An 18,975-nucleotide genomic window follows, 5' to 3' on the forward strand; every position below is an offset into this window, starting at 1 on the left:
GACACGAGGATAGCCCGAACTCGTGAATTCGATCAGTCTCGACATCTCAAGAACGCCTATGACCGTGACCGATCATATCTTCGCAAGGATTACGATTAGATTTCCCCGCGACTTAGCTCACCCGAAATCCGGCAAAGGGCTCGCTTCGATCTGGTCGATCAGCGTTCGGTTCATCGCCACTTTGTTCGCGTTGAAGGCGCCCGGGTTGAGGCCTTTCATGTGCGCGAGTTCGACAGAGAGCGTTGCTTCCACCGCTTCGGGCGCAACTACTTTGTCGAAATAGCCGACTTCGCGCGCGGCGTGTGGAGCGAACATTTCTGACGTGGCGACTGCCTTGCGACCGTGCGGGCTAAGCCGCGCTGCGCCAAGGATCATCGGATAGATCGGCAGCGCCATGCCGATCGCGCTTTCATTCATTCCGCACACGAATTCGCCTTCAGTGCCGATGGCCTTGTCCGCCGCGAGCATCAGGAACGCCCCCATCGGATAGGCATGACCTTCGCACAGCGTAATCACCGGAGCGGGGTGACGCAGGATCGCAAGGATCGCGTCCTTGCCCGCCTGGAGCTGCGCAGTTGCGGTCTCCGGTCCGGCTGCGAAACCTTTGAGGTCGAAGCCGGCAGAGAAGATACCCTTGCGCCCGCGAATGGCGACCGGTGCCTGATCCTGTGCACACTCGGCCAGCGCATCAACCAGGGCATCGAGCTTTTCCTTGTTGAGCGCATTCACCTTGCCATCGTCCATGGTCAGGACGTGTGCGCCATCAAGAGTGGAATGAGTGATCATGTGAGCGGGTCTCTCTTACTGGCCGCCGAGCTCGGAGATATCGAGCTGCGCGTCATAATACTGGCCCTGTTCGTAAGAGCCGATCCAGATTTCATAATCGCCGCTCTGTGCCGGGCCGAAGACAATTGAGGGGTTCTGCCCTTCCTGCCCGTCGTCGTTGCAGTACCAGTTGCCATCGGGCGCGTTGATGACAAGTACAGTGTCCTCATCCGAGCGTGCCGAGATATAGAGCGGAAACGCGCTTGGGCCTTCGTCGGCTGTGAACTTGAGGCGCACATCGGGATCTTCCGAGATGTAGCCGACGCATCCCTCGATAGCTTCGCTCACATCAAGGTCACCTCCGGAAGTGACACTAACGGTGCGCGGATCGTCCTCAAAATTTGCGGACAAGGTCACGGTTCCCGAATTCGGTTCGCCGAAAAGGTTCTGTGCGATAGCGGTGCCGGATACGCCCAGAGCAACAGTGGCAAGCGCGATGGAAATGCGTTTCATGAGATGTTCCCCTCTCGTGCCGCACAATCCCGCGCGGCGTGTATAAATCGGGCTTAGCCTAAGGAATGGCCGCTTGGCCACTTGCTATCTTGGCAGTGTTGCACCTTCGAACCTGACAAGGACATCGTAGGCTTCCTTGTCGGCAACGCCAGCGACCTTGACGCCGTGCCGCAGCCAGAAGGCGTGTTTGACGATCTCCGCCTGCTGCTCGATCCCGTATTTTCTGAAGGGCTGACCCGGTTTCAGGCTGTAATCGTATTTGCAAAACGGGTGGCGATTGAGGATCAGGTACCAGTCACCGCGCGTCTGCGTCTGCCACACATGGGTAAGCTCGTGAATGAGCAGGCCTTGGCGCAGAATGTTCACGTCTGAAAAGTCGTCACAATAGGCGCTGCCATCGGGATGGAAATGCACGTGCCCGCGCGGCGCCATCGTCACCCTTCTGGGTTGAAGGGGAAACCATTTGCGCCGTCTGATCTGCACCGAACCATAGTCGATCGCATCACCGAATACGGACCGCGCAATGGCGACTTCACCCGGCGTCAGATGACGTTCGCCGCCCACCGGACAGGCGGGCAGCGAAGCGCCTTTGTTTTCTAGCGAGGATCGGTCGTTCAGCGCTCTTCCCCGGCGGCGCGAACTTCTGCGTCGAACTTGTGAGTCTTGCCGCCCGAAACCGTGAGAGTGACTTCAGTGGTGTCACCCGGCTGAAGGTCAGGCGAAACGCCCATGGCCATCACGTGATAGTCGCCCGGCTTGAATTCGACCTTGGTCCCGTTCTTCACCGGGATCGGCAGCGCTTCCATCATCTGAACTTCGAAATCATACTCACCGAACTGGTGCATGACAGCGCTTTCGGCCCCTTCAACCGACACACGGCCAAGTGAGAATGCGCGATCCCCGTCATAAGAAAAGTCGAAATAGATCGCCGCCGGATTGCCTGCGACCGGAGCCAGAACCATGCGCGGATTTTCGATCGTCACGCCTTCGATGACGCCTTCGGGAGCGACTTCCTCGGCCACCTCGGCTTCTCCGCCGCAAGCGGCAAGGGCCATGCTCCCGGCCAATGCCAGTCCAAATGCCGCCTGTTTCATCGCTGCTCCCGTCATATTATTGCTCATTTTTGAAATACCCCGTGAATGTTCCACCAGTGTGGATGATGCAAAAACTAGAACGGCGCGGTTCTTGTGCCAAGAAAAACCGCACCTATATCGCCAGCATAAATCGAGCCGCCGAGCCGTCTCGCCGCATTCGGGAGGCGCAAGGCGCGGTGTCCAACAAGACCTAGAAGATGGGAACAACATGGGTAAAGTAATCGGTATCGACCTCGGCACCACCAACAGCTGCGTTGCTGTGATGGATGGGGGCAAGCCCAAGGTAATCGAAAACTCGGAAGGTGCGCGCACGACGCCTTCGATCGTCGCCTTCACCAAGGACGGCGAACGCCTGATCGGCCAGCCTGCAAAGCGCCAGGCCGTCACCAACCCCGACAACACGCTTTTCGCGATCAAGCGCCTCATCGGCCGCCGCTTTGACGATCCTACCACCAAGAAGGATATGGACATCGTCCCCTACAACATCGTCAAGGGCAAGAACGGCGATGCATGGGTTTCAGCAGGCGGCGAAGAATATTCGCCTTCGCAGATTTCGGCCTTCATCCTTCAGAAGATGAAGGAAACCGCCGAGAGCTATCTGGGCGAAACGGTTGAGCAGGCCGTCATCACGGTCCCTGCATACTTCAACGACGCCCAGCGTCAGGCAACCAAGGATGCAGGCCAGATCGCTGGCCTGGAAGTCCTTCGCATCATCAACGAGCCGACTGCGGCAGCGCTCGCCTATGGCATGGACAAGGAAGACGGCAAGACCATCGCCGTTTATGACCTTGGCGGCGGTACGTTCGACGTCTCGATCCTCGAGATCGGCGATGGCGTGTTCGAAGTGAAGTCGACCAACGGCGACACCTTCCTTGGCGGTGAAGATTTTGACAATGCGATTGTCGAGCACCTTGCCGCGTCCTTCAAGAAGAAGGAAAACATGGATCTGAAGACCGACAAGCTCGCTCTTCAGCGCCTCAAGGAAGCGGCAGAAAAGGCCAAGATCGAACTTTCGAGCTCGGCCACGACTGAAGTGAACCTGCCGTTCATCACCGCTCGCATGGAAGGCGGCTCATCCACCCCGTTGCACCTTGTTGAAACGATCAGCCGCGCTGACCTCGAAAAGATGGTTGGCGACCTGATCAACCGCACGCTCGATCCGTGCAAGAAGGCGCTTGCGGATGCTGGCGTTTCGAAGGACGAGATCGACGAAGTGATCCTGGTCGGCGGCATGACCCGCATGCCCAAGGTTCGCGAAGTGGTTGAGAAGTTCTTCGAAGCCAAGCCGCACACCGGCGTGAACCCGGACGAAGTGGTCGCCATGGGTGCTGCCATCCAAGCTGGCGTCCTTCAGGGCGACGTCAAGGACGTGCTGCTGCTCGACGTGACCCCGCTTTCGCTGGGTATCGAGACGCTGGGCGGTGTCTTCACCCGCATGATCGATCGCAACACGACGATCCCGACCAAGAAAACCCAGACCTACTCGACCGCCGAAGACAATCAGAACGCGGTGACGATCAAGGTCTTCCAGGGTGAGCGCGAAATGGCGGCCGATAACAAGCTGCTTGGCAATTTCGACCTCGTAGGCATTCCGCCGGCACCGCGCGGTGTCCCGCAGATCGAAGTGACTTTCGACATTGACGCGAACGGTATCGTTTCCGTCGCTGCAAAGGACAAAGGCACCGGCAAGGAGCAGACGATCAAGATCCAGGCTTCGGGCGGTCTCAGCGATGCTGATATCGACCAGATGGTTCAGGATGCTGAGAAGTTTGCAGAAGAGGACAAGAAGCGCCGCGCTGGTGCCGAAGCCCGCAACCAGGCCGACAGCCTTGTCCACGCGACCGAAAAGCAGCTTCAGGAAAACGGCGACAAGATCGACGCCGAAACCAAGACTGCCGTCGAGGAAGCGATTGCCGCAACCAAGACCGCGCTCGAAGGCGACGATGCGGACGAGATCAACGCCAAGGCTCAGGAACTCACGCAGGTCGCGATGAAGATGGGCGAGCAAATCTACAAGCAGGAGCAGGAAGACGCTGCGCCTGAAGGTGGCGATGCTGGCGAAGAAACCGCTTCTGAAGATGAGAGCGACGAAGAAGTTGTCGACGCCGAGTTCTCGGAAGTCGACGAAGACAAGAAGGGCTGAATTAGTTCCTTGGGCGATTAACCCGCTAGACCCCCTCGCTCAGCACGCCAAGCGCGGGCCGGGCGAGGGCGGTTGGAAGGTACACTAATGGCTACCCAGACAGATTATTACTCCCTGCTCGAAGTGTCGCGCGATGCCGACGGCTCGACGATAAAGTCGGCCTATCGCAAGGTTGCGATGAAATGGCACCCGGACCGCAATCCGGGTAACGCAGAGGCGGAAGCGAAGTTCAAGGCCTGCAACGAGGCCTATGAATGCCTCAAGGATCCGCAAAAGCGCGCGGCCTATGACCGCTTTGGCCACGATGCTTTCACTCAAGGCATGAATGGTGCCGGTGGTTTTGGGGGCGGTCCGGGCGGCGGCCACGGCCCTGATGGCTTTGCCGATATCGGCGACATTTTCGAAACGATTTTCGGCAGCGCCTTTGGCGGCGGCGGGATGGGCGCACAGCGTCAACGCCAGCGCCGCGGCGCAGACCTGCGCTACGACATGCAGGTCACGCTCGACGAAGCCTTCCACGGCAAGTCTACCGAGATCGAGATCGAAGTCTCGCAAAGCTGCGACACCTGCGACGGTTCGGGCGCGGCGCCCGGAACGAGCGAGCGCACCTGTAACCTTTGCCATGGGCAGGGTTCCGTTCGCGCAAAGCAGGGCTTGTTCGTGGTCGAACGCCCCTGTCCCACTTGCGGCGGGCGCGGTCAGGTCATCGAAGACCCATGCGGCGACTGTCGCGGCGAAGGGCGGGTGGACAAGGCTCAGGCGCTTCAGGTCGATATCCCACCGGGCGTCGACACCGGCACGCGCATCCGTTTGTCGGGCAAGGGCGAGGCAGGTCAGCGCGGTGCCCCTCCGGGCGATCTCTATATATTCGTGCACGTGAAAGAGCACCCGCTCTTCGAACGCGAGGGCACGACGTTGGCGACGCGCGTTCCGATCAGCTTTACCGCAGCGGCGCTCGGCGGCAGTGTCGACATCCCCGACCTCGACGGTTCGACCAACACGGTCGAAATCCCCGTCGGCATCCAGTCTGGCAAGCAGCTGCGCGTGCGCGGTGCCGGTATGCCCGTACTGCAAGGGCGCGGACGTGGCGATCTCGTGGTCGAAGTCATGGTCGAGACGCCGACCAAGCTCACCCGCAAGCAGCGTGAAATCCTCGAACAGTTCCGTGAAACGGAAACGGGTGAGGAATGTCCGGAAAGCCGCAGCTTCTTCTCGAAGATCAAGGAAGCCTTCGGCGGCTGACGCTGCGTGGCTGTCAGGCCGGCTCGACAAGCAAGACTGTCAGGCGTAGGCCTCTCTCCGATCTAGAGGGAGAGGCCCATGACCCGTACTGCCATCACCATCGCCATTTCCACTGCCAGTCTGCTCGCTGCGGCACCCCTTGCGGCGCAGGATCAGGGCAACCAGCCAGAAATCCGCACGGAAGTTCTCGCGCCGGGCATCGCGGTGCTGTTCACTGGCCGCGCGGGCAATATGGGCGTGTCCTACGGAGAAGACGCGACAATCCTGATCGACGACCAGTTTGCGCCGATGGCTCCCGCAATCGAGGCTGCGATCGCCGCGCTGGGTGCAACGCCGGTGGAATATCTCGTCAACACGCACTGGCACGGCGACCATACCGGCGGGAACGAGCATTTTGGCGAGAGCGGCGCGACAATATTCGCGCACGACAACGTCCGCATCCGACTTTCCGAACCGCAGCAACGCGGTGAGCGGACCATCGGCCCGTCACCCAAGGAAGCTCTGCCGGTTGTCACCTACCCGCAGGGCATGCGGTTCCATCTCAACGGTGACACGATCAACCTGATGTATTTCGGCGGCGGACACACCGATGGCGACAGCGTGGTGTTCTGGGAGGAGGACAACATCGTCCATATGGGTGATCTCTATTTCAAGATCCCCGGCTTCCCCTTCATCGACGTCGCCTCGGGCGGAAACGTCTACAACGCGATGCGAACGCTCGATCTTATCATCATGATGATCGACGATGAGACCAAGGTCATTCCCGGCCACGGCCCGATGTCGAATAAAGCTGAACTTGAGGCCTACCGCGCCATGGTTGGCGAGGCGGTGAGCCGCGTTGAGGCCTCTCGCGAAGAAGGCAATTCGCTGGATCAGACCATCGACGCACGCCTGCTCGATGATTTCGAGCGCGGGGAAGGCTTTATCGACGCCGACGGGTTCGTAACCGCTATCTGGAACAGCGCCGAGTAGGCAGGATATCAGACGGGGGTGCCCATTCGCTCCTCGATCTCCGCGCGAATTTTCGCGATCATGTGACCCCTGCATCGACCGGCCTCGACCTCTTCGTCGAGGATTGCGAGGAAAGCGTCGCGCTTGGCGGACTGGATCGTGCTGTGCTGCATGCCACCATCGACGGTCGAGGCCACAAGGTCGATCATGCGCTCTGCTCCGTGCAGGCGTCCCCATAGGTAATCGTTCTCGCGATAGGCGCGGCTGAAGAACGCTCCGAAGTTGTAGAACTCAATCCCGCGCAGCGTTGCACGCGTGCCACCGTCCCGGATCGAACGTGCATCGTCGGGAGAGATACGATCGACCTTGACCGGATTGTATTCGTCCAGCCCCTCGCTCTGGAGCAGGGGTAGCGTTGCGACATCGTAGAATGGAAAGCCCAGATAGGTGAGCAACATGCGCCGTTTCAGGTTCTTCGGCATCTCTGCGAGAGCGTCTGCGAACTTGTGTTCAGCCATCAGGTCGGTCTCGGGCAGAAGGCGCTGCGTTTCGAGAAAGTCGAGCACGGCGCCCGGCTTCTCCAGCACCTCCATCGCGAGTTGCTCAAAGCGTTCGCCGAGCATCGAATTGTCGTCGGCTGCACGATAGAGCGCGAGGATATCGTAGATTTTCTCACGAGCCAGATCGAGCGCATCATCAGGTATTTCGGGGTCGACCTCCCAATCGCGGGAGAGCCGCCGGGCGAGCAATTGCAGGCGCCGGGTGCGAAAGGCGATATCGTGAGCGCGGAAGAAACGGATTGCCTGTTCACGCGCGCCGCCATTATCCTGTGTCAGCTCCTCCAATCCGCGCCGCGACAGTTCTTGGCGCAGCGCAGTTGCTATGGGGCTGCAATCCGGGAGAGCAAGATCGGGAGCGGCGGCATGAGTCAGATGGGCGAGGCGATCGACGATGGCGCTGAACTTGGTCTGCGCATAGGCGCCAAACGCATATCCAGCATTCTCCGCTGCGGCCTGTTGAGCCTTTGCACGCCAGTTACCGAGCCGCTTGGGTGTGGGGGAATCGAGGAAGAAGGTTCGCCCGAACAATCGCTCCACCGCCCTGTCAATCTCAGGACGCAAACCCATGACTATCCGGCGCAACCGGGCCGCGTCCTTGGATTGGAGCTCAATCCGCTCAAGGTCGTCACGGATTGGTTGTTCACGCGGGATCGTTGAAAGCGACCCGAAGATTGCGCTGAACCATCCGATTGGCTGCGGTTCGTCGGAAGCGCTGAGCTTGCGCCGATCAGGGCGCGGTTCGATGTAGACAAAACGTCGATCGACCTCGCGCTGGGATGTGCGCGTTGAGAGCGCTTCGAAAGCCGCGCCAAAAGGTGCGTTGACCAGAACCGCTCCATCGATGAGCGCGACGTTATCGACGGTATTCTGCCGGACATGGGTCGGCATGATCCGCGACAGGAAGCTCCCTCGGTTTTCCCACATGCGTCCTTCATGAAGAGCAAGCCGGTCGATCTCGTCGACGATCAGCGGAGGGAATGCGCCGGGAAAGCTCGCGGTGGCGCGCGCGGCGAAGACCAGTTCGAGCGGATCGGCCAATTCCTCGCCGCTATGCTCGGTTGCAAGCGATCGGAAGTCGATGGGCATTCGGTGCTCCGTCTCCTCGACCAGCGGTGGCGAGTTGAGACGCAGCAGTTCTGGATGACCGCGGAAATCGGTTGCCGTGACAAGCAGGTCGAGCGGGTGGCCCGGTGGTAGCAAGGGGGGTCCGGGCACTTCGTTCGCCATGCTCTCGAACGCTTCGAAAAGCATCGCCGAAAACCGGTCGCCTGAAAATGGGGGGTTGAACCAGCGACCTCGTACAAGTTTCGAAACCTTGTCGCGCACCTCGTCACGGGTTTCTGGCGACACGCTTTCGCTTACCGCGTTGCCCGGACGAGAAAGAAACCAGTTTGCAATAGGTTGCGCCCAGAACTTGGCATAGCGCCACATGGGCTGCGCATCGGGGTCGGTCAGCTCGCTGACATCCGCGTTTTCAAGCCAAAGGTCGGTCAAGGGCTCGAGCGAATGGCCCGAATGCATTGCTTGCGCCAGAAAGATGGCGTTGATCCCGCCCGCGCTCGCGCCGGTGAGGATATCGGGCAGAACCCGCAGGCGCAGCTGGTGCTCACCTTCGATCTGCTGAAGGAATTTGCGATAGACCTCTGCGACACCGCCGGGCAGTTCCATGTTGTCCCTGGAGTGATGCGCCCGGCTAGCTCTCGCGAGGTGCCATATCTCCTTGGTCACGCCGTGCATGTAGACGGCAAGGCTAACGCCCCCATAGCAGACCAGAGCGAAGCGAAGTTCCTTTTGCCGCATGGCGCGATTGATGCCGTGGATAGCGGACAAAGGCAATTGCGTTCCACAAATGTTCTGGTTACAGATCGCCGCATGGCCAAGACGAAACGCCGATATGTCTGTGCAAATTGCGGCGCGGTAAGCCCGCGCTGGCAGGGGCAATGCGCCGATTGCGGAGAGTGGAACACCCTCACCGAGGATGCGCCCGCGACGGTGTTTTCGCAAAAACATGACCTGTCGAGCGGGGGCAGGGGGATCGAATTCATCCCGCTCAATCGTCCTGCAGAACTGCCTGTTCGCAAATCGACGGGACTGGCAGAGTTCGACCGCGCTTTGGGCGGGGGTATTGTACCGGGTTCAGCGGTCTTGATGGGCGGTGATCCGGGGATCGGAAAATCGACCCTTTTGCTCCAGACCGCAGCGACGATTGCGCGCGGAGGAAACGACGTCGTTTACGTCAGCGGGGAAGAGGCTGCGGGGCAGGTTAGGCTGCGCGCTCAAAGGTTGGGCGTGGCCGATGCGCCGATCCGGCTCGCTTCCGAAACTTCGGTGCGCGATATCCTCACGACGCTGGGTCAGGGAGATCCACCTGCGCTTCTGATCATCGATTCCATACAGACCATGCATTCCGACACGATTGAAGGCGCGCCGGGCACGGTCAGCCAGGTGCGGGGCTGCGCGCTCGAACTGATCCGCTTTGCCAAGTCCACCGGCACAGCGCTGATGCTGGTCGGGCACGTCACGAAAGATGGCAGTATCGCTGGGCCGCGTGTGTTGGAACACATGGTCGACGTGGTGATGAGCTTTGAGGGTGAACGCAGTCACCAATACCGAATCCTGCGCGCTCTCAAGAACCGCTTTGGCGCCGTAGATGAGATCGGCGTTTTCGCGATGGCAAGCGGCGGACTGGATGAGGTTTCCAATCCCTCGATGCTGTTCCTTTCAGGGCGCGATGCTCCCTTGGCCGGAAGTTCGGTGTTTCCCGCGCTCGAAGGGACAAGGCCGGTGCTGGTCGAGATACAGGCGCTGATCGTGCGCCTGCAATCAGGCGCGACGCCGAGGCGCGCCGTCGTCGGGTGGGACAACGGGCGCATGGCGATGTTGCTAGCAGTGCTGGAATCGCGCTGCGGCCTCAATTTCTCCAGTGCGGAAGTCTATCTCAACATTGCGGGCGGCTATCGTTTGTCCGATCCTGCGGCAGATCTGGCGGTGGCCGCTGCGCTTGTCTCAGCGCTGGCTGACAAACCATTGCCCGACAAAAGCGCATGGTTCGGCGAAGTTTCGCTTTCGGGCGAGATTCGTCCTGTTGCCCACTCCGAGCTGAGACTGCGCGAAGCTGGCAAGCTCGGATTCGCGCGTGGATTCGGCCCGTCGGATGCCAAGACCGGTTCGTCGAAGGTGCAATACACCGGGTTGGGACAACTCGCGAACCTCGTTGACCATGTGATGGGCAACTCATAATTCATCGGCCCCATGACGTTGTTCGACATTATCGTGCTTATTATCGTCGCTGTTGCGGCAATCGGCGGGTTCATGCGCGGGCTTGTGCAGGAAGTGCTGAGCCTCGCTGCGTGGATTCTTGCGGCTTTTTCTGTCTACTATCTACACACTCCGGTCACAGAACAAATGCGTCAATATCTCGACGCAGAACCTGCAACGCCGCTGCTGGCTTTCGTCCTTTTGCTGCTCATTCCCTATGCCGCGATGAAAGTGATCGCCAGCAATGTCGGAGAGGCCTCGCGTGGCTCGATCCTCGGCCCGATCGACCGGGTGCTGGGCTTTGGCTTCGGTGCGCTCAAGGGCGCAATCATCGTTATTTTTGCGTTCTCGGTGCTGGTGCTCGGCTTCGATTCGGTGTGGGGTTATAAAGGCCGTCCGGACTGGATCACGCAGGCCCGCACCTACGCGGCCGCAGATGCGTTCTCGCGCGAACTTGTCCAGATGATCGCCTCACGCCGTGCAGAGCTGCGGGGCGAGGATCCGGCAGAGGACAACGCGGCCGCCGAATAATGGCGAGCGCTTCGACCAAACTTTACACCCCGCGCCTTCTTGCGCTGTCGGCTGAGCTTTCCCGCTTCCCGCTGTCCGAGACATTCGATTATCGCGCCGAGGCGCGCTCGCGCACCTGTGGGAGCTTAATCGTCATCGGGGCCAATCTCGACGAACGCGGGCAGGTCGCCGACACGGGAATGCAGGTAACGGCATGCGCGGTCGGGCAAAGTTCGGCGGCCATACTCGCGCTATCGGCTGAGAAGGTCTCGGCCGGTGCATTCGCCTCCACGCTTGCCGAAATCGAAATCTGGCTCGCAGGCAACGGACCGCTGCCTGACTGGCCCGGATTTGACGCGTTGGAGCCTGCGCTTCCTCACAAGGGACGCCACGCTGCGCTGCTGCTGCCGTGGAAGGCGATGGTCGATGCGCTTTCCTCAGCACAAACCCCAAGCTAAGGCAGGTGTCCTTTCCGGTTTGAGGCGACCGGAGAACTTGCGACAGACATAACGATACGGGGAACCATGTCAGCAAATACGGGCACCAGCGAAGCCGGCGCGCTTGCGGATAGAGAACCAAGCGCGAAGGAAATCCGGCTTGTCGTCGGCGCATCGAGCGCTGGTACGATTTTCGAATGGTACGATTTCTTTATCTACGGAACGCTTGCCTACATTTTGAAAGACGCGTTCTACGACGTGGACGATCCGACACTCGGTCTGCTTCTGGTATGGTCGACCTTTGCCGTGGGCTTTGCCTTCCGGCCGATCGGCGCGATCCTGTTCGGGTTTCTCGGCGACCGGTTGGGGCGCAAATACACGTTCCTCGTGACAGTGACCTTGATGGGCATCGCCACGGCGGGCGTAGGCTTGATCCCTACCGTGACTTATCTCGAAGAGAATTATGGCGCGTCCTACGTCGTGATAGCGCCGCTTATCGTGATCTTCCTGCGCATCCTGCAAGGATTGGCGCTGGGCGGTGAATATGGCGGAGCGGCGATCTATGTTGCCGAACACGCGCCGCCGGACAAACGCGGTTTCTACACCAGCTTCATCCAGGCAAGCGTCGTTGGCGGGTTTGTGCTCTCGATCATCGTTGTGCTTTCGACCAGCGCGCTGATGGATACCGAAAGCTTTGAGGCGTGGGGCTGGCGCATACCCTTCCTCCTCTCGATTGCGCTTCTCGCCATCTCCCTTTGGATGCGACTGATGCTGTCGGAAAGCCCGGTGTTCCAGGCGATGAAAGAGGCGGGCGAAACCTCGGCCAATCCCTTCATCGAGAGCTTCACCTTCCCGGGCAACAAGAGCCGTATCTTCATCGCGCTGTTCGGTGTGACCGGTATCCTGACGACGATCTGGTACACCGCGTTCTTTTCATCGCTCAGCTTCCTTCGCGGACCGATGAACATGGACCCGCTGACGGTGAACTGGGTGCTGCTGATCGCGGGAACGATCTCGATGTCGTTCTACATTTTCGTGGGCAAGTGGTCGGACACGATCGGGCGCAAATTGCCGATTACGGTGGGCGCGGCGATCACTTTGCTTGCGCTTTTCCCGGCTTTCTGGGGGCTGGGCGCGCTTGCCAATCCGGGGCTTTCCGACGCTGCCGAGCGTTCGCCTGTTGTGGTAAGCGGACCGGGCTGCGTGACCGATCCCTTTGCCGAACTGTTTGACCGCGAACAGACCGATTGCGGAAAGGTGCTTGAGACGCTGACGGCTTCGGGCGTGCGATATACGCTCAACGAAGGCGGCGAGCTCAGCCTCTCGGCCGCCGGCAACGATATCGCGATTGCGGATGAATGGATGGAAAGCGGCACCGCGCGCAGCGCAGGCATTCGCGAGGCGCTTTCCCAATATGGTTTCGACTTCCAACCGCAGCAGCCACCTGTCGCCAATCTGCTCGGCATTATCGCAATATTGCTTGGCCTTGGCGCCTTGTCCGCGCTGACTTACGGGTCGGTGGCCGCGCTCTTGTCCGAGATGTTTCCGCCCAAGATCCGGTATTCGTCGATGTCGATCCCGTATCATATCGGTGCCGGCTATCTTGGCGGGTTCCTCCCGCTTATTTCCGGCATCATCGTGGCGAGTACCGGCAATGTGTATTCCGGGCTCTGGTACACATGGGTGGTGGTCGCCTTCGGCCTGGTGGTCGCGTGGTTCGGCCTCAAGGGTGGTCCGCCCACGGACTTCCAAGACGATGCAGTCTGACAAGGCGGGATCGGCCATCCTGCCGCCCAGCGGCAACGAATTGCGGGTCGATACGTCTGCCTTGCAGGACAACTGGCGCTTGCTCGACAGGCTGTCAGGCAGCGCCAGTGCCGGGGCCGCAGTCAAAGCCGATTGCTATGGCCTGGGCGTAAGCATCTGTGTGCCTGCACTGGTCGAAGCGGGCTGCCAATCCTTCTTCGTTGCCAATTGGGACGAGGCGGACGAACTCTCTCATTACATAGCGCCCGGACAGATCGCGGTGTTGCAAGGTCCGGTGACGAGGCAGGAAGCGCACTATGCCCGCGACATGGGAATAGTGCCGGTCATCAATTCGCTGCATCAGGCGAGGCTCTGGGCCGAGTGCGGTGGGGGCACCTGTCACCTGATGATCGACACCGGGATCAATCGGCTTGGAATTCACCCCTCCGAAGTGACCGACCCCGCCATTGCCGCGCTCGATATCGATATCGCGATGAGCCATCTGGCGAGCGGTGACGAGGATGGCCCGATGAATGCGCGCCAGCTTGCCGCTTATCGCGATAGCCTTGGATCGGTGCGTCACCGAAGGCAGAGCCTTGCGAACAGTGCGGGAATTGCTCTTGGTGCCGACTACAGCTTCGACCTCACCCGTCCGGGGCTGGCCTTGTACGGGGGTATTCCGCGCCGGGAGCTCGAAGGGCAAATCAAACAGGTCGCTTATCTGCGCGCAAGCGTGCTGCAAACGCGCAACCTCAAGCCGGGGGATGCCGTCGGATATAACGGCGAATTTGTCGCCTCCGAACCGATGCGCGTCGGGACGGTTTCGATCGGTTACGCGGATGGGTTCCTGCGGGCTCGCGGACCGGGCGAAGCATTCCTCTTCGAAAGCAAGCGCCTGCCCCTCATCGGCAAGGTGTCGATGGACATGGTCGTTGTCGACCTCGCCGATGCGCCTGATGTGAAGGAAGGCGATTGGCTCGACGTGCCATTCGACCTCGCCAATGCTGCGCGGCAAAGCTCTGTTTCTCAGTATGAATTGCTGACCGTTCTGGGACGCCGTTTGCGCCATTGGTCCTGACCATTTTCGCAACTGCGAACATTCCGGTGCGAGTTATTGCGCTGCACATTGTGCAAATGCTAAGACACCCCAATCACGAGACGTCGCATTGGGATTGAGAAATATGGCTCGCAAGGCAACCGAAGACGCCGCCGGTGGCGCGGATGGCGCAATCGTAATCAAGAAATACGCCAACCGGCGCCTCTATAACACCGCCAGTTCGAGCTACATCACGCTCGACGATCTCGCCAAGATGGTGCGCGAGAATGTCGACTTCGCGGTGTTCGACGCGAAGAGCGGTGAGGACATCACCCGTTCGATCCTCACCCAGATCATCATGGAAGAGGAATCGAATGGTGGGAAGATGCTGCCTGTCAGCTTCCTGCGCCAGCTGATCGGCATGTACGGCAATTCCATGCAGACGATGATGCCGTCATATCTTGAAGCGAGCATGCAGAATTTTCGCGATAACCAGACGAAGATCCGCGAAGCGTTCGAGAAGGGCATGGCGAACAATCCTCTCACCGCGATCCACGAAACCAACATGGCGATGATGCGCGCGGCGGCTGAAACCCTGATCCCAGGAGCCAAGGGATTGGGCAAGACGGCCAAGCCCGAACAGTCCGCCAACGAGAGTTCGAGCGAAGAAATCGCGGTGTTGCGCGAGCAGATGGCAGCGATGCAAAAGAAGCTGGACGATCTCGCCAAATAAGGCCACCAACCCTGCCGCAATCCCGGCATGGGCCAGAACAGAACAAATCTAAGCAGGACAATCAGTGGCTAACATCAGGCACGCGCTCAATGTGAAGCGCGAAGACGACTTCGCCAAATGGTATCAGGAAGTGATCTCGGCAGCCGATCTCGCCGAGGAATCGGGCGTGCGCGGGTGCATGGTGATCAAGCCGTGGGGCTATGGTATCTGGGAGCGGGTTCAGCGCCTGATGGATGATCGGATCAAGGCAGCCGGCATCGCCAACGCATATTTCCCGCTGTTCATTCCGCTCGCCAATTTTGAGCGGGAGGCCGACCATGTTGACGGCTTTGCCAAGGAAATGGCGGTAGTCACGCATCATCGTCTGATTGCGGACGGCGAGGGCGGCTTGATCCCCGATCCTGAAGCAAAGCTGGAAGAGCCGCTTGTGGTTCGTCCAACTTCGGAAACGATCATCGGCGATGCGATGGCGCGCTGGATCCAGTCCTGGCGCGATCTGCCGCTCATGCTCAACCAGTGGGCCAACGTCGTGCGCTGGGAAATGCGCACACGTATGTTCCTGCGCACCTCCGAATTTCTCTGGCAGGAAGGTCACACCGCGCACGCCACACGCGAAGAGGCGCTTGAAGAAACGCACCGCGCGCTAGAGATGTACCGCGCCTGTGTCGAAGAAGACCTCGCCATGCCCGTGATCGCCGGTGAAAAGCCCGAGAACGAGCGCTTCCCCGGCGCGGATGAAACCTGGTCGATCGAAGCCATGATGCAGGACGGCAAGGCGCTTCAGGCGGGCACGTCGCATTATCTCGGCACCAGTTTCGCGAGTGCGGCTGGGATCCAGTATCAGGACAAGGAAGGCACGCAGCAATTGTGCCACACGACAAGCTGGGGCACGTCCACCCGTCTTATAGGCGGTGTTGTCATGACGCATGGCGATGACGATGGCTTGCGCGTCCCGCCGCGGATCGCTCCGCATCAGATCGTCATCCTGCCAATGTTGCGCGACAAGCCTGAAGATGACGCGGTTCTGGCCTATTGCGAGGAAGTGCGCGCGGCGCTCGCCTCGCAATGGAGCATGGGTGAGCCTGTGCGCGTACTGCTGGACAAGTCACCGGGCAAAGCCGCTGCCAAGCGCTGGGCCTGGGTGCGCAAGGGGGCTCCTGTCATTGTCGAAGTCGGTCCGCGCGACATGGACGAAGGCAAGGTCGCAGTCCTGCGCCGCGATGCCCTGTGGAATCTGGAAAACGGCAAACCCGCCATGGCCTTCACTCCAAAGGGCGAGTTCATCGAAGGCGCTTCGGCGCTGCTTGAAGATATTCAATCCAGCCTGTTCGATGAAGCGCGCGATCGCCGCGATGCCAACATCACGCGCGGCATTACCGAGTGGCGCGAGGTTCAGGACTTCTTCAAGTCGAACGGCAAGTATCCAGGCTGGGTCGAGGTCCAATGGGCCAAGCCAAGCGGCGCAGTGCTGGAAAAGGTGGTCGAACAGCTGAAGGCTGAAAAACTGACCCTACGCAACGTCCCTCGCAATGCCAAGGCGGCGGACGGCACCTGCATCTTCACCGGCGATCCGGCTGTTGAGCGAGTGCTGGTCGCGCGGGCTTACTGATAGCCAAGCCCCTCTGACACGGTTAGAGGGCGTGCAATGGCAAATCGCAAAACCCCGCGCCCTCAGGGCCTGCCCACCAAGAAGCAGGTTCTTGAGTTCATCCAGACTTCCGACACACCCGCAGGCAAGCGTGAAATCGCGCGCGCTTTCGGTCTGAAAGGGCAGGAGAAGATTGCCCTCAAGAAGCTGCTCAAGGACATGGCCGAAGAAGGCCTGATCGACGGCAGGAAGACCGCCTATCATCTCATGGGCGGGGTGCCGAAAGTCACGGTGCTGCGCGTGGTCGAGATCGAGGATGGCGAAGCGATTGCGGTCCCCGACAACTGGTCACCTGATGCGCCGGACAAGCCGCCCCGGCTGACGGTTCGCGAATTGAAAGGACGCGGGGGCAAGCGTGCAGCAGCGCTGAAGCGCGGCGACCGCGTGCTTTCACGCACTGAGGAGACCGAGCGCGGCTGGGTCGCTTATCCAATCAAGAAGCTGCCTGCCCGCACCGAAGGGCTGATGGGCGTGGTGGAGTTGGACGGGTCAGGCAAGCCGTGGCTCGCGCCGGTCGACAAGCGCATCCGTCGCTCAACCCCGATCAGCGATCTGGGCGGCGCGGAGGAAGGCCAGCTGGTGCTCGCTGAACAGGCCGGGCGATCCGAACGGGCGGGCGTGCGCGTGGTCGAGGTGATCGGCGATCCGCTTGCTCCAAAGAGCTTTAGCCTGATCGCCATTGCCAAGCATGGCATTCCCCACGTCTTCCCAGAAGGCGTTCACGAGGAATCCCAGCGCGCAGCCGACCTCAAACTATCGGACAAGCACCGCGAGGACCTGCGCGATCTGCCCATCGTTGCGATCGACCCTGCCGACGCGCGCGATCACGACGATGCAATCTGGGCCGAGCCTGATGGAAAGGGCGGCTTCGACGCTAAGGTCGCGATTGCCGATGTGAGCTTCTACGTCCGTCCGGGCTCAGCGCTTGACAAGGAAGCGAGGAAGCGCGGCAATTCTGTCTACTTCCCCGACCGCGTTGTCCCGATGCTGCCGGAGATTCTCTCCGCCGATGTCTGCTCTCTGCGCGAAGGCGAAGACCGCGCAGCGATGGTTTGCCACTTCCACATCGATGCAGAGGGCAAGGTCGGCAATGTCCGCTTCTCCCGCGCGCTGGTTCGGATTGCTCATGTCATTCCTTACGAGGAAGCGCAGGCAGCGGTCGATGAAGGCGACCCGCCGCAGTTCCTCACGAACCTGTGGGGTGCGTGGCAATTGCTGGCCAAGGCCCGCGCGGCGCGCGATCCGCTTGAACTCGAACTGCCAGAGCGCCGTGTGGTCTTGAACGAAGAAGGCCAGATCGCCGAGATCGCCGTTCGCGAAAGGCTCGATGCGCACCGCGTGGTCGAGGATTTCATGATCGCGGCCAATGTCGCAGCTGCCAAGGCGCTGGAGGCGAAGACTTCACCAGTGGTCTACCGCGTCCACGAACCGCCGAGCCGCGACAAGCTGATCGCGCTGCGCGATTACATGGCGACCATGGGCAAGAAGCTCGCGCTGGGTCAGGTGGTGACGCCGGGATTGTTCAACCGCATGCTGAAGGACGTGACCGACGAGAGCGAGAAGGCGCAGGTCATGGAAGCGGTATTGCGCAGCCAGATGCAGGCCTATTACGGGCCGTCCAATGCCGGACATTTCGGCCTGTCGCTCGGCTCCTACGCGCACTTTACTTCACCTATTCGCCGGTATGCCGACCTTCTGGTCCACCGCGCACTGGTCGATGCCTACAAGCTGGAGCAGCCCAAACCGCCCGGCTCGCTGCCGGACTCGACGGGTCTGTCGGACAAGGATCGCAAGTCCTTGCAGGAAGTCGCAGACGCGATCAGCCAGACCGAGCGCCGCGCCATGGAAGCAGAGCGCGATACGATTGACCGGTATGTCGCCGCTTGGCTTTCGGGCCGCGTGGGCGAGAATTTCGACACACGCATCACCGGGGTGCAGGGCTTCGGCTTTTTCGCAACCATCGTCGGCCTTGGCGGCGATGGGCTGGTGCCGGTGTCTACTCTTGGCGCAGAGCACTTCCGCCATGATGAGGCAGCACAGACGCTGGTAGGGGAGCAGACCGGGACGACCTATGCCGCGGGTGATCGACTGACCTTGCAACTGGCCGAGGCGAACCCGCTCACCGGCGCGCTCAAATTCGTGCCGGTGGACGAAGACGGAAACGCCATCGAAGCACGCGGCAACCGTCCTGCGGCTCGCTATGGTCGTCCGGGCAAACCGCCCAGGAAAGCGGGCAAATTCCAGGTCGGCAAACGCGGGCGACCGGGTAACATTCGCCATCAGGGAAGAAAACGGAAATAGCTGGCGAAACCTTTGGCTCTCTCAGACGTAAGCGAGGC

At 60.4% G+C, this 18,975-nt stretch carries 16 protein-coding genes; 12 read left to right on the top strand and 4 right to left on the bottom strand.

Annotated elements, in window-relative coordinates:
- Positions 1-117 precede the first annotated feature (117 nt).
- A complete protein-coding gene (locus CD351_RS10005) occupies positions 118-786 on the bottom strand; it encodes a crotonase/enoyl-CoA hydratase family protein (protein ID WP_111992517.1) in 669 nt (222 codons plus the stop codon).
- A gap of 15 nt (positions 787-801) precedes the next feature.
- A complete protein-coding gene (locus tag CD351_RS10010; RefSeq protein ID WP_111992518.1) occupies positions 802-1,278 on the bottom strand; it encodes a peptidase S1 in 477 nt (158 codons plus the stop codon).
- A gap of 368 nt (positions 1,279-1,646) precedes the next feature.
- On the opposite strand from CD351_RS10010, the gene CD351_RS16110 reads away from it, so the two are divergent.
- Positions 1,647-1,754 (top strand): CxxxxCH/CxxCH domain-containing protein, encoded by a 108-nt coding sequence (locus CD351_RS16110; protein ID WP_111993698.1) that lies wholly within the window; start codon positions 1,647-1,649, stop codon positions 1,752-1,754.
- 138 nt (positions 1,755-1,892) lie between these two features.
- Here CD351_RS16110 and CD351_RS10020 read toward each other — a convergent pair whose 3' ends face one another.
- Positions 1,893-2,399, bottom strand: coding sequence for a copper chaperone PCu(A)C (locus tag CD351_RS10020; protein WP_234027098.1), 507 nt, complete (start codon positions 2,397-2,399; stop codon positions 1,893-1,895).
- Positions 2,400-2,580: 181 nt separating this feature from the next.
- Between CD351_RS10020 and dnaK the strand changes: the two genes are divergently transcribed.
- The 3 genes from dnaK to CD351_RS10035 all read left to right on the top strand — a co-directional run bounded on the left by dnaK (position 2,581) and on the right by CD351_RS10035 (position 6,729).
- On the top strand, positions 2,581-4,515 hold the full coding sequence (dnaK, locus tag CD351_RS10025) for a molecular chaperone DnaK (protein WP_111992519.1): 1,935 nt from the start codon (positions 2,581-2,583) through the stop codon (positions 4,513-4,515).
- An 87-nt stretch (positions 4,516-4,602) separates the two neighbouring features.
- The gene (dnaJ, locus tag CD351_RS10030) at positions 4,603-5,757 is read left to right on the top strand and encodes a molecular chaperone DnaJ (RefSeq protein WP_111992520.1); all 1,155 of its coding nucleotides are present in this window, start codon (positions 4,603-4,605) and stop codon (positions 5,755-5,757) included.
- 78 nt (positions 5,758-5,835) lie between these two features.
- Complete coding sequence (locus CD351_RS10035; protein WP_111992521.1) at positions 5,836-6,729, top strand: MBL fold metallo-hydrolase; 894 nt, start codon at positions 5,836-5,838, stop codon at positions 6,727-6,729.
- Between the two features lie 8 nt (positions 6,730-6,737).
- Here CD351_RS10035 and CD351_RS10040 read toward each other — a convergent pair whose 3' ends face one another.
- The gene (locus tag CD351_RS10040) at positions 6,738-9,068 is read right to left on the bottom strand and encodes a patatin-like protein (protein ID WP_111992522.1); all 2,331 of its coding nucleotides are present in this window, start codon (positions 9,066-9,068) and stop codon (positions 6,738-6,740) included.
- A 72-nt stretch (positions 9,069-9,140) separates the two neighbouring features.
- Between CD351_RS10040 and radA the strand changes: the two genes are divergently transcribed.
- The 8 genes from radA to CD351_RS10080 all read left to right on the top strand — a co-directional run bounded on the left by radA (position 9,141) and on the right by CD351_RS10080 (position 18,937).
- Positions 9,141-10,508, top strand: a complete 1,368-nt coding sequence (gene radA / locus CD351_RS10045; RefSeq protein WP_111992523.1) for a DNA repair protein RadA — start codon at positions 9,141-9,143, stop codon at positions 10,506-10,508.
- A gap of 12 nt (positions 10,509-10,520) precedes the next feature.
- On the top strand, positions 10,521-11,057 hold the full coding sequence (locus CD351_RS10050) for a CvpA family protein (RefSeq protein WP_111992524.1): 537 nt from the start codon (positions 10,521-10,523) through the stop codon (positions 11,055-11,057).
- On the top strand, positions 11,057-11,494 hold the full coding sequence (locus tag CD351_RS10055) for an iron-sulfur cluster assembly scaffold protein (protein ID WP_111992525.1): 438 nt from the start codon (positions 11,057-11,059) through the stop codon (positions 11,492-11,494). Before CD351_RS10050 ends, CD351_RS10055 begins: the two co-directional genes overlap by 1 nt.
- 66 nt (positions 11,495-11,560) lie before the next feature.
- The gene (locus CD351_RS10060; protein WP_111992526.1) at positions 11,561-13,240 is read left to right on the top strand and encodes an MFS transporter; all 1,680 of its coding nucleotides are present in this window, start codon (positions 11,561-11,563) and stop codon (positions 13,238-13,240) included.
- A complete protein-coding gene (alr, locus tag CD351_RS10065; RefSeq protein ID WP_111992527.1) occupies positions 13,230-14,297 on the top strand; it encodes an alanine racemase in 1,068 nt (355 codons plus the stop codon). Before CD351_RS10060 ends, alr begins: the two co-directional genes overlap by 11 nt.
- A 103-nt stretch (positions 14,298-14,400) precedes the next feature.
- Positions 14,401-14,988: a polyhydroxyalkanoate synthesis repressor PhaR gene (gene phaR / locus CD351_RS10070; RefSeq protein WP_111992528.1), complete on the top strand. Its 588-nt coding sequence runs from the start codon at positions 14,401-14,403 to the stop codon at positions 14,986-14,988.
- Between the two features lie 64 nt (positions 14,989-15,052).
- The gene (proS, locus tag CD351_RS10075) at positions 15,053-16,597 is read left to right on the top strand and encodes a proline--tRNA ligase (protein WP_111992529.1); all 1,545 of its coding nucleotides are present in this window, start codon (positions 15,053-15,055) and stop codon (positions 16,595-16,597) included.
- A 36-nt stretch (positions 16,598-16,633) separates the two neighbouring features.
- On the top strand, positions 16,634-18,937 hold the full coding sequence (locus CD351_RS10080; protein ID WP_111992530.1) for a ribonuclease R family protein: 2,304 nt from the start codon (positions 16,634-16,636) through the stop codon (positions 18,935-18,937).
- The last annotated feature ends 38 nt before the right edge of the window (positions 18,938-18,975 follow it).

Origin of the sequence: Erythrobacter sp. KY5, from assembly GCF_003264115.1 — a bacterium.
Taxonomy (GTDB): domain Bacteria; phylum Pseudomonadota; class Alphaproteobacteria; order Sphingomonadales; family Sphingomonadaceae; genus Erythrobacter.

Bases quoted from the DNA above. Each gene is read 5' to 3' on its own strand.
- CD351_RS10005 (WP_111992517.1), bottom strand. From the start codon at position 786: ATGATCACTCATTCCACTCTTGATGGCGCACACGTCCTGACCATGGAC.
- CD351_RS10010 (WP_111992518.1), bottom strand. From the start codon at position 1,278: ATGAAACGCATTTCCATCGCGCTTGCCACTGTTGCTCTGGGCGTATCC.
- CD351_RS10020 (WP_234027098.1), bottom strand. From the start codon at position 2,399: ATGAGCAATAATATGACGGGAGCAGCGATGAAACAGGCGGCATTTGGA.
- dnaK (WP_111992519.1), top strand. From the start codon at position 2,581: ATGGGTAAAGTAATCGGTATCGACCTCGGCACCACCAACAGCTGCGTT.
- dnaJ (WP_111992520.1), top strand. From the start codon at position 4,603: ATGGCTACCCAGACAGATTATTACTCCCTGCTCGAAGTGTCGCGCGAT.
- CD351_RS10035 (WP_111992521.1), top strand. From the start codon at position 5,836: ATGACCCGTACTGCCATCACCATCGCCATTTCCACTGCCAGTCTGCTC.
- CD351_RS10040 (WP_111992522.1), bottom strand. From the start codon at position 9,068: ATGCGGCAAAAGGAACTTCGCTTCGCTCTGGTCTGCTATGGGGGCGTT.
- radA (WP_111992523.1), top strand. From the start codon at position 9,141: ATGGCCAAGACGAAACGCCGATATGTCTGTGCAAATTGCGGCGCGGTA.
- CD351_RS10050 (WP_111992524.1), top strand. From the start codon at position 10,521: ATGACGTTGTTCGACATTATCGTGCTTATTATCGTCGCTGTTGCGGCA.
- CD351_RS10055 (WP_111992525.1), top strand. From the start codon at position 11,057: ATGGCGAGCGCTTCGACCAAACTTTACACCCCGCGCCTTCTTGCGCTG.
- CD351_RS10060 (WP_111992526.1), top strand. From the start codon at position 11,561: ATGTCAGCAAATACGGGCACCAGCGAAGCCGGCGCGCTTGCGGATAGA.
- alr (WP_111992527.1), top strand. From the start codon at position 13,230: ATGCAGTCTGACAAGGCGGGATCGGCCATCCTGCCGCCCAGCGGCAAC.
- phaR (WP_111992528.1), top strand. From the start codon at position 14,401: ATGGCTCGCAAGGCAACCGAAGACGCCGCCGGTGGCGCGGATGGCGCA.
- CD351_RS10080 (WP_111992530.1), top strand. From the start codon at position 16,634: ATGGCAAATCGCAAAACCCCGCGCCCTCAGGGCCTGCCCACCAAGAAG.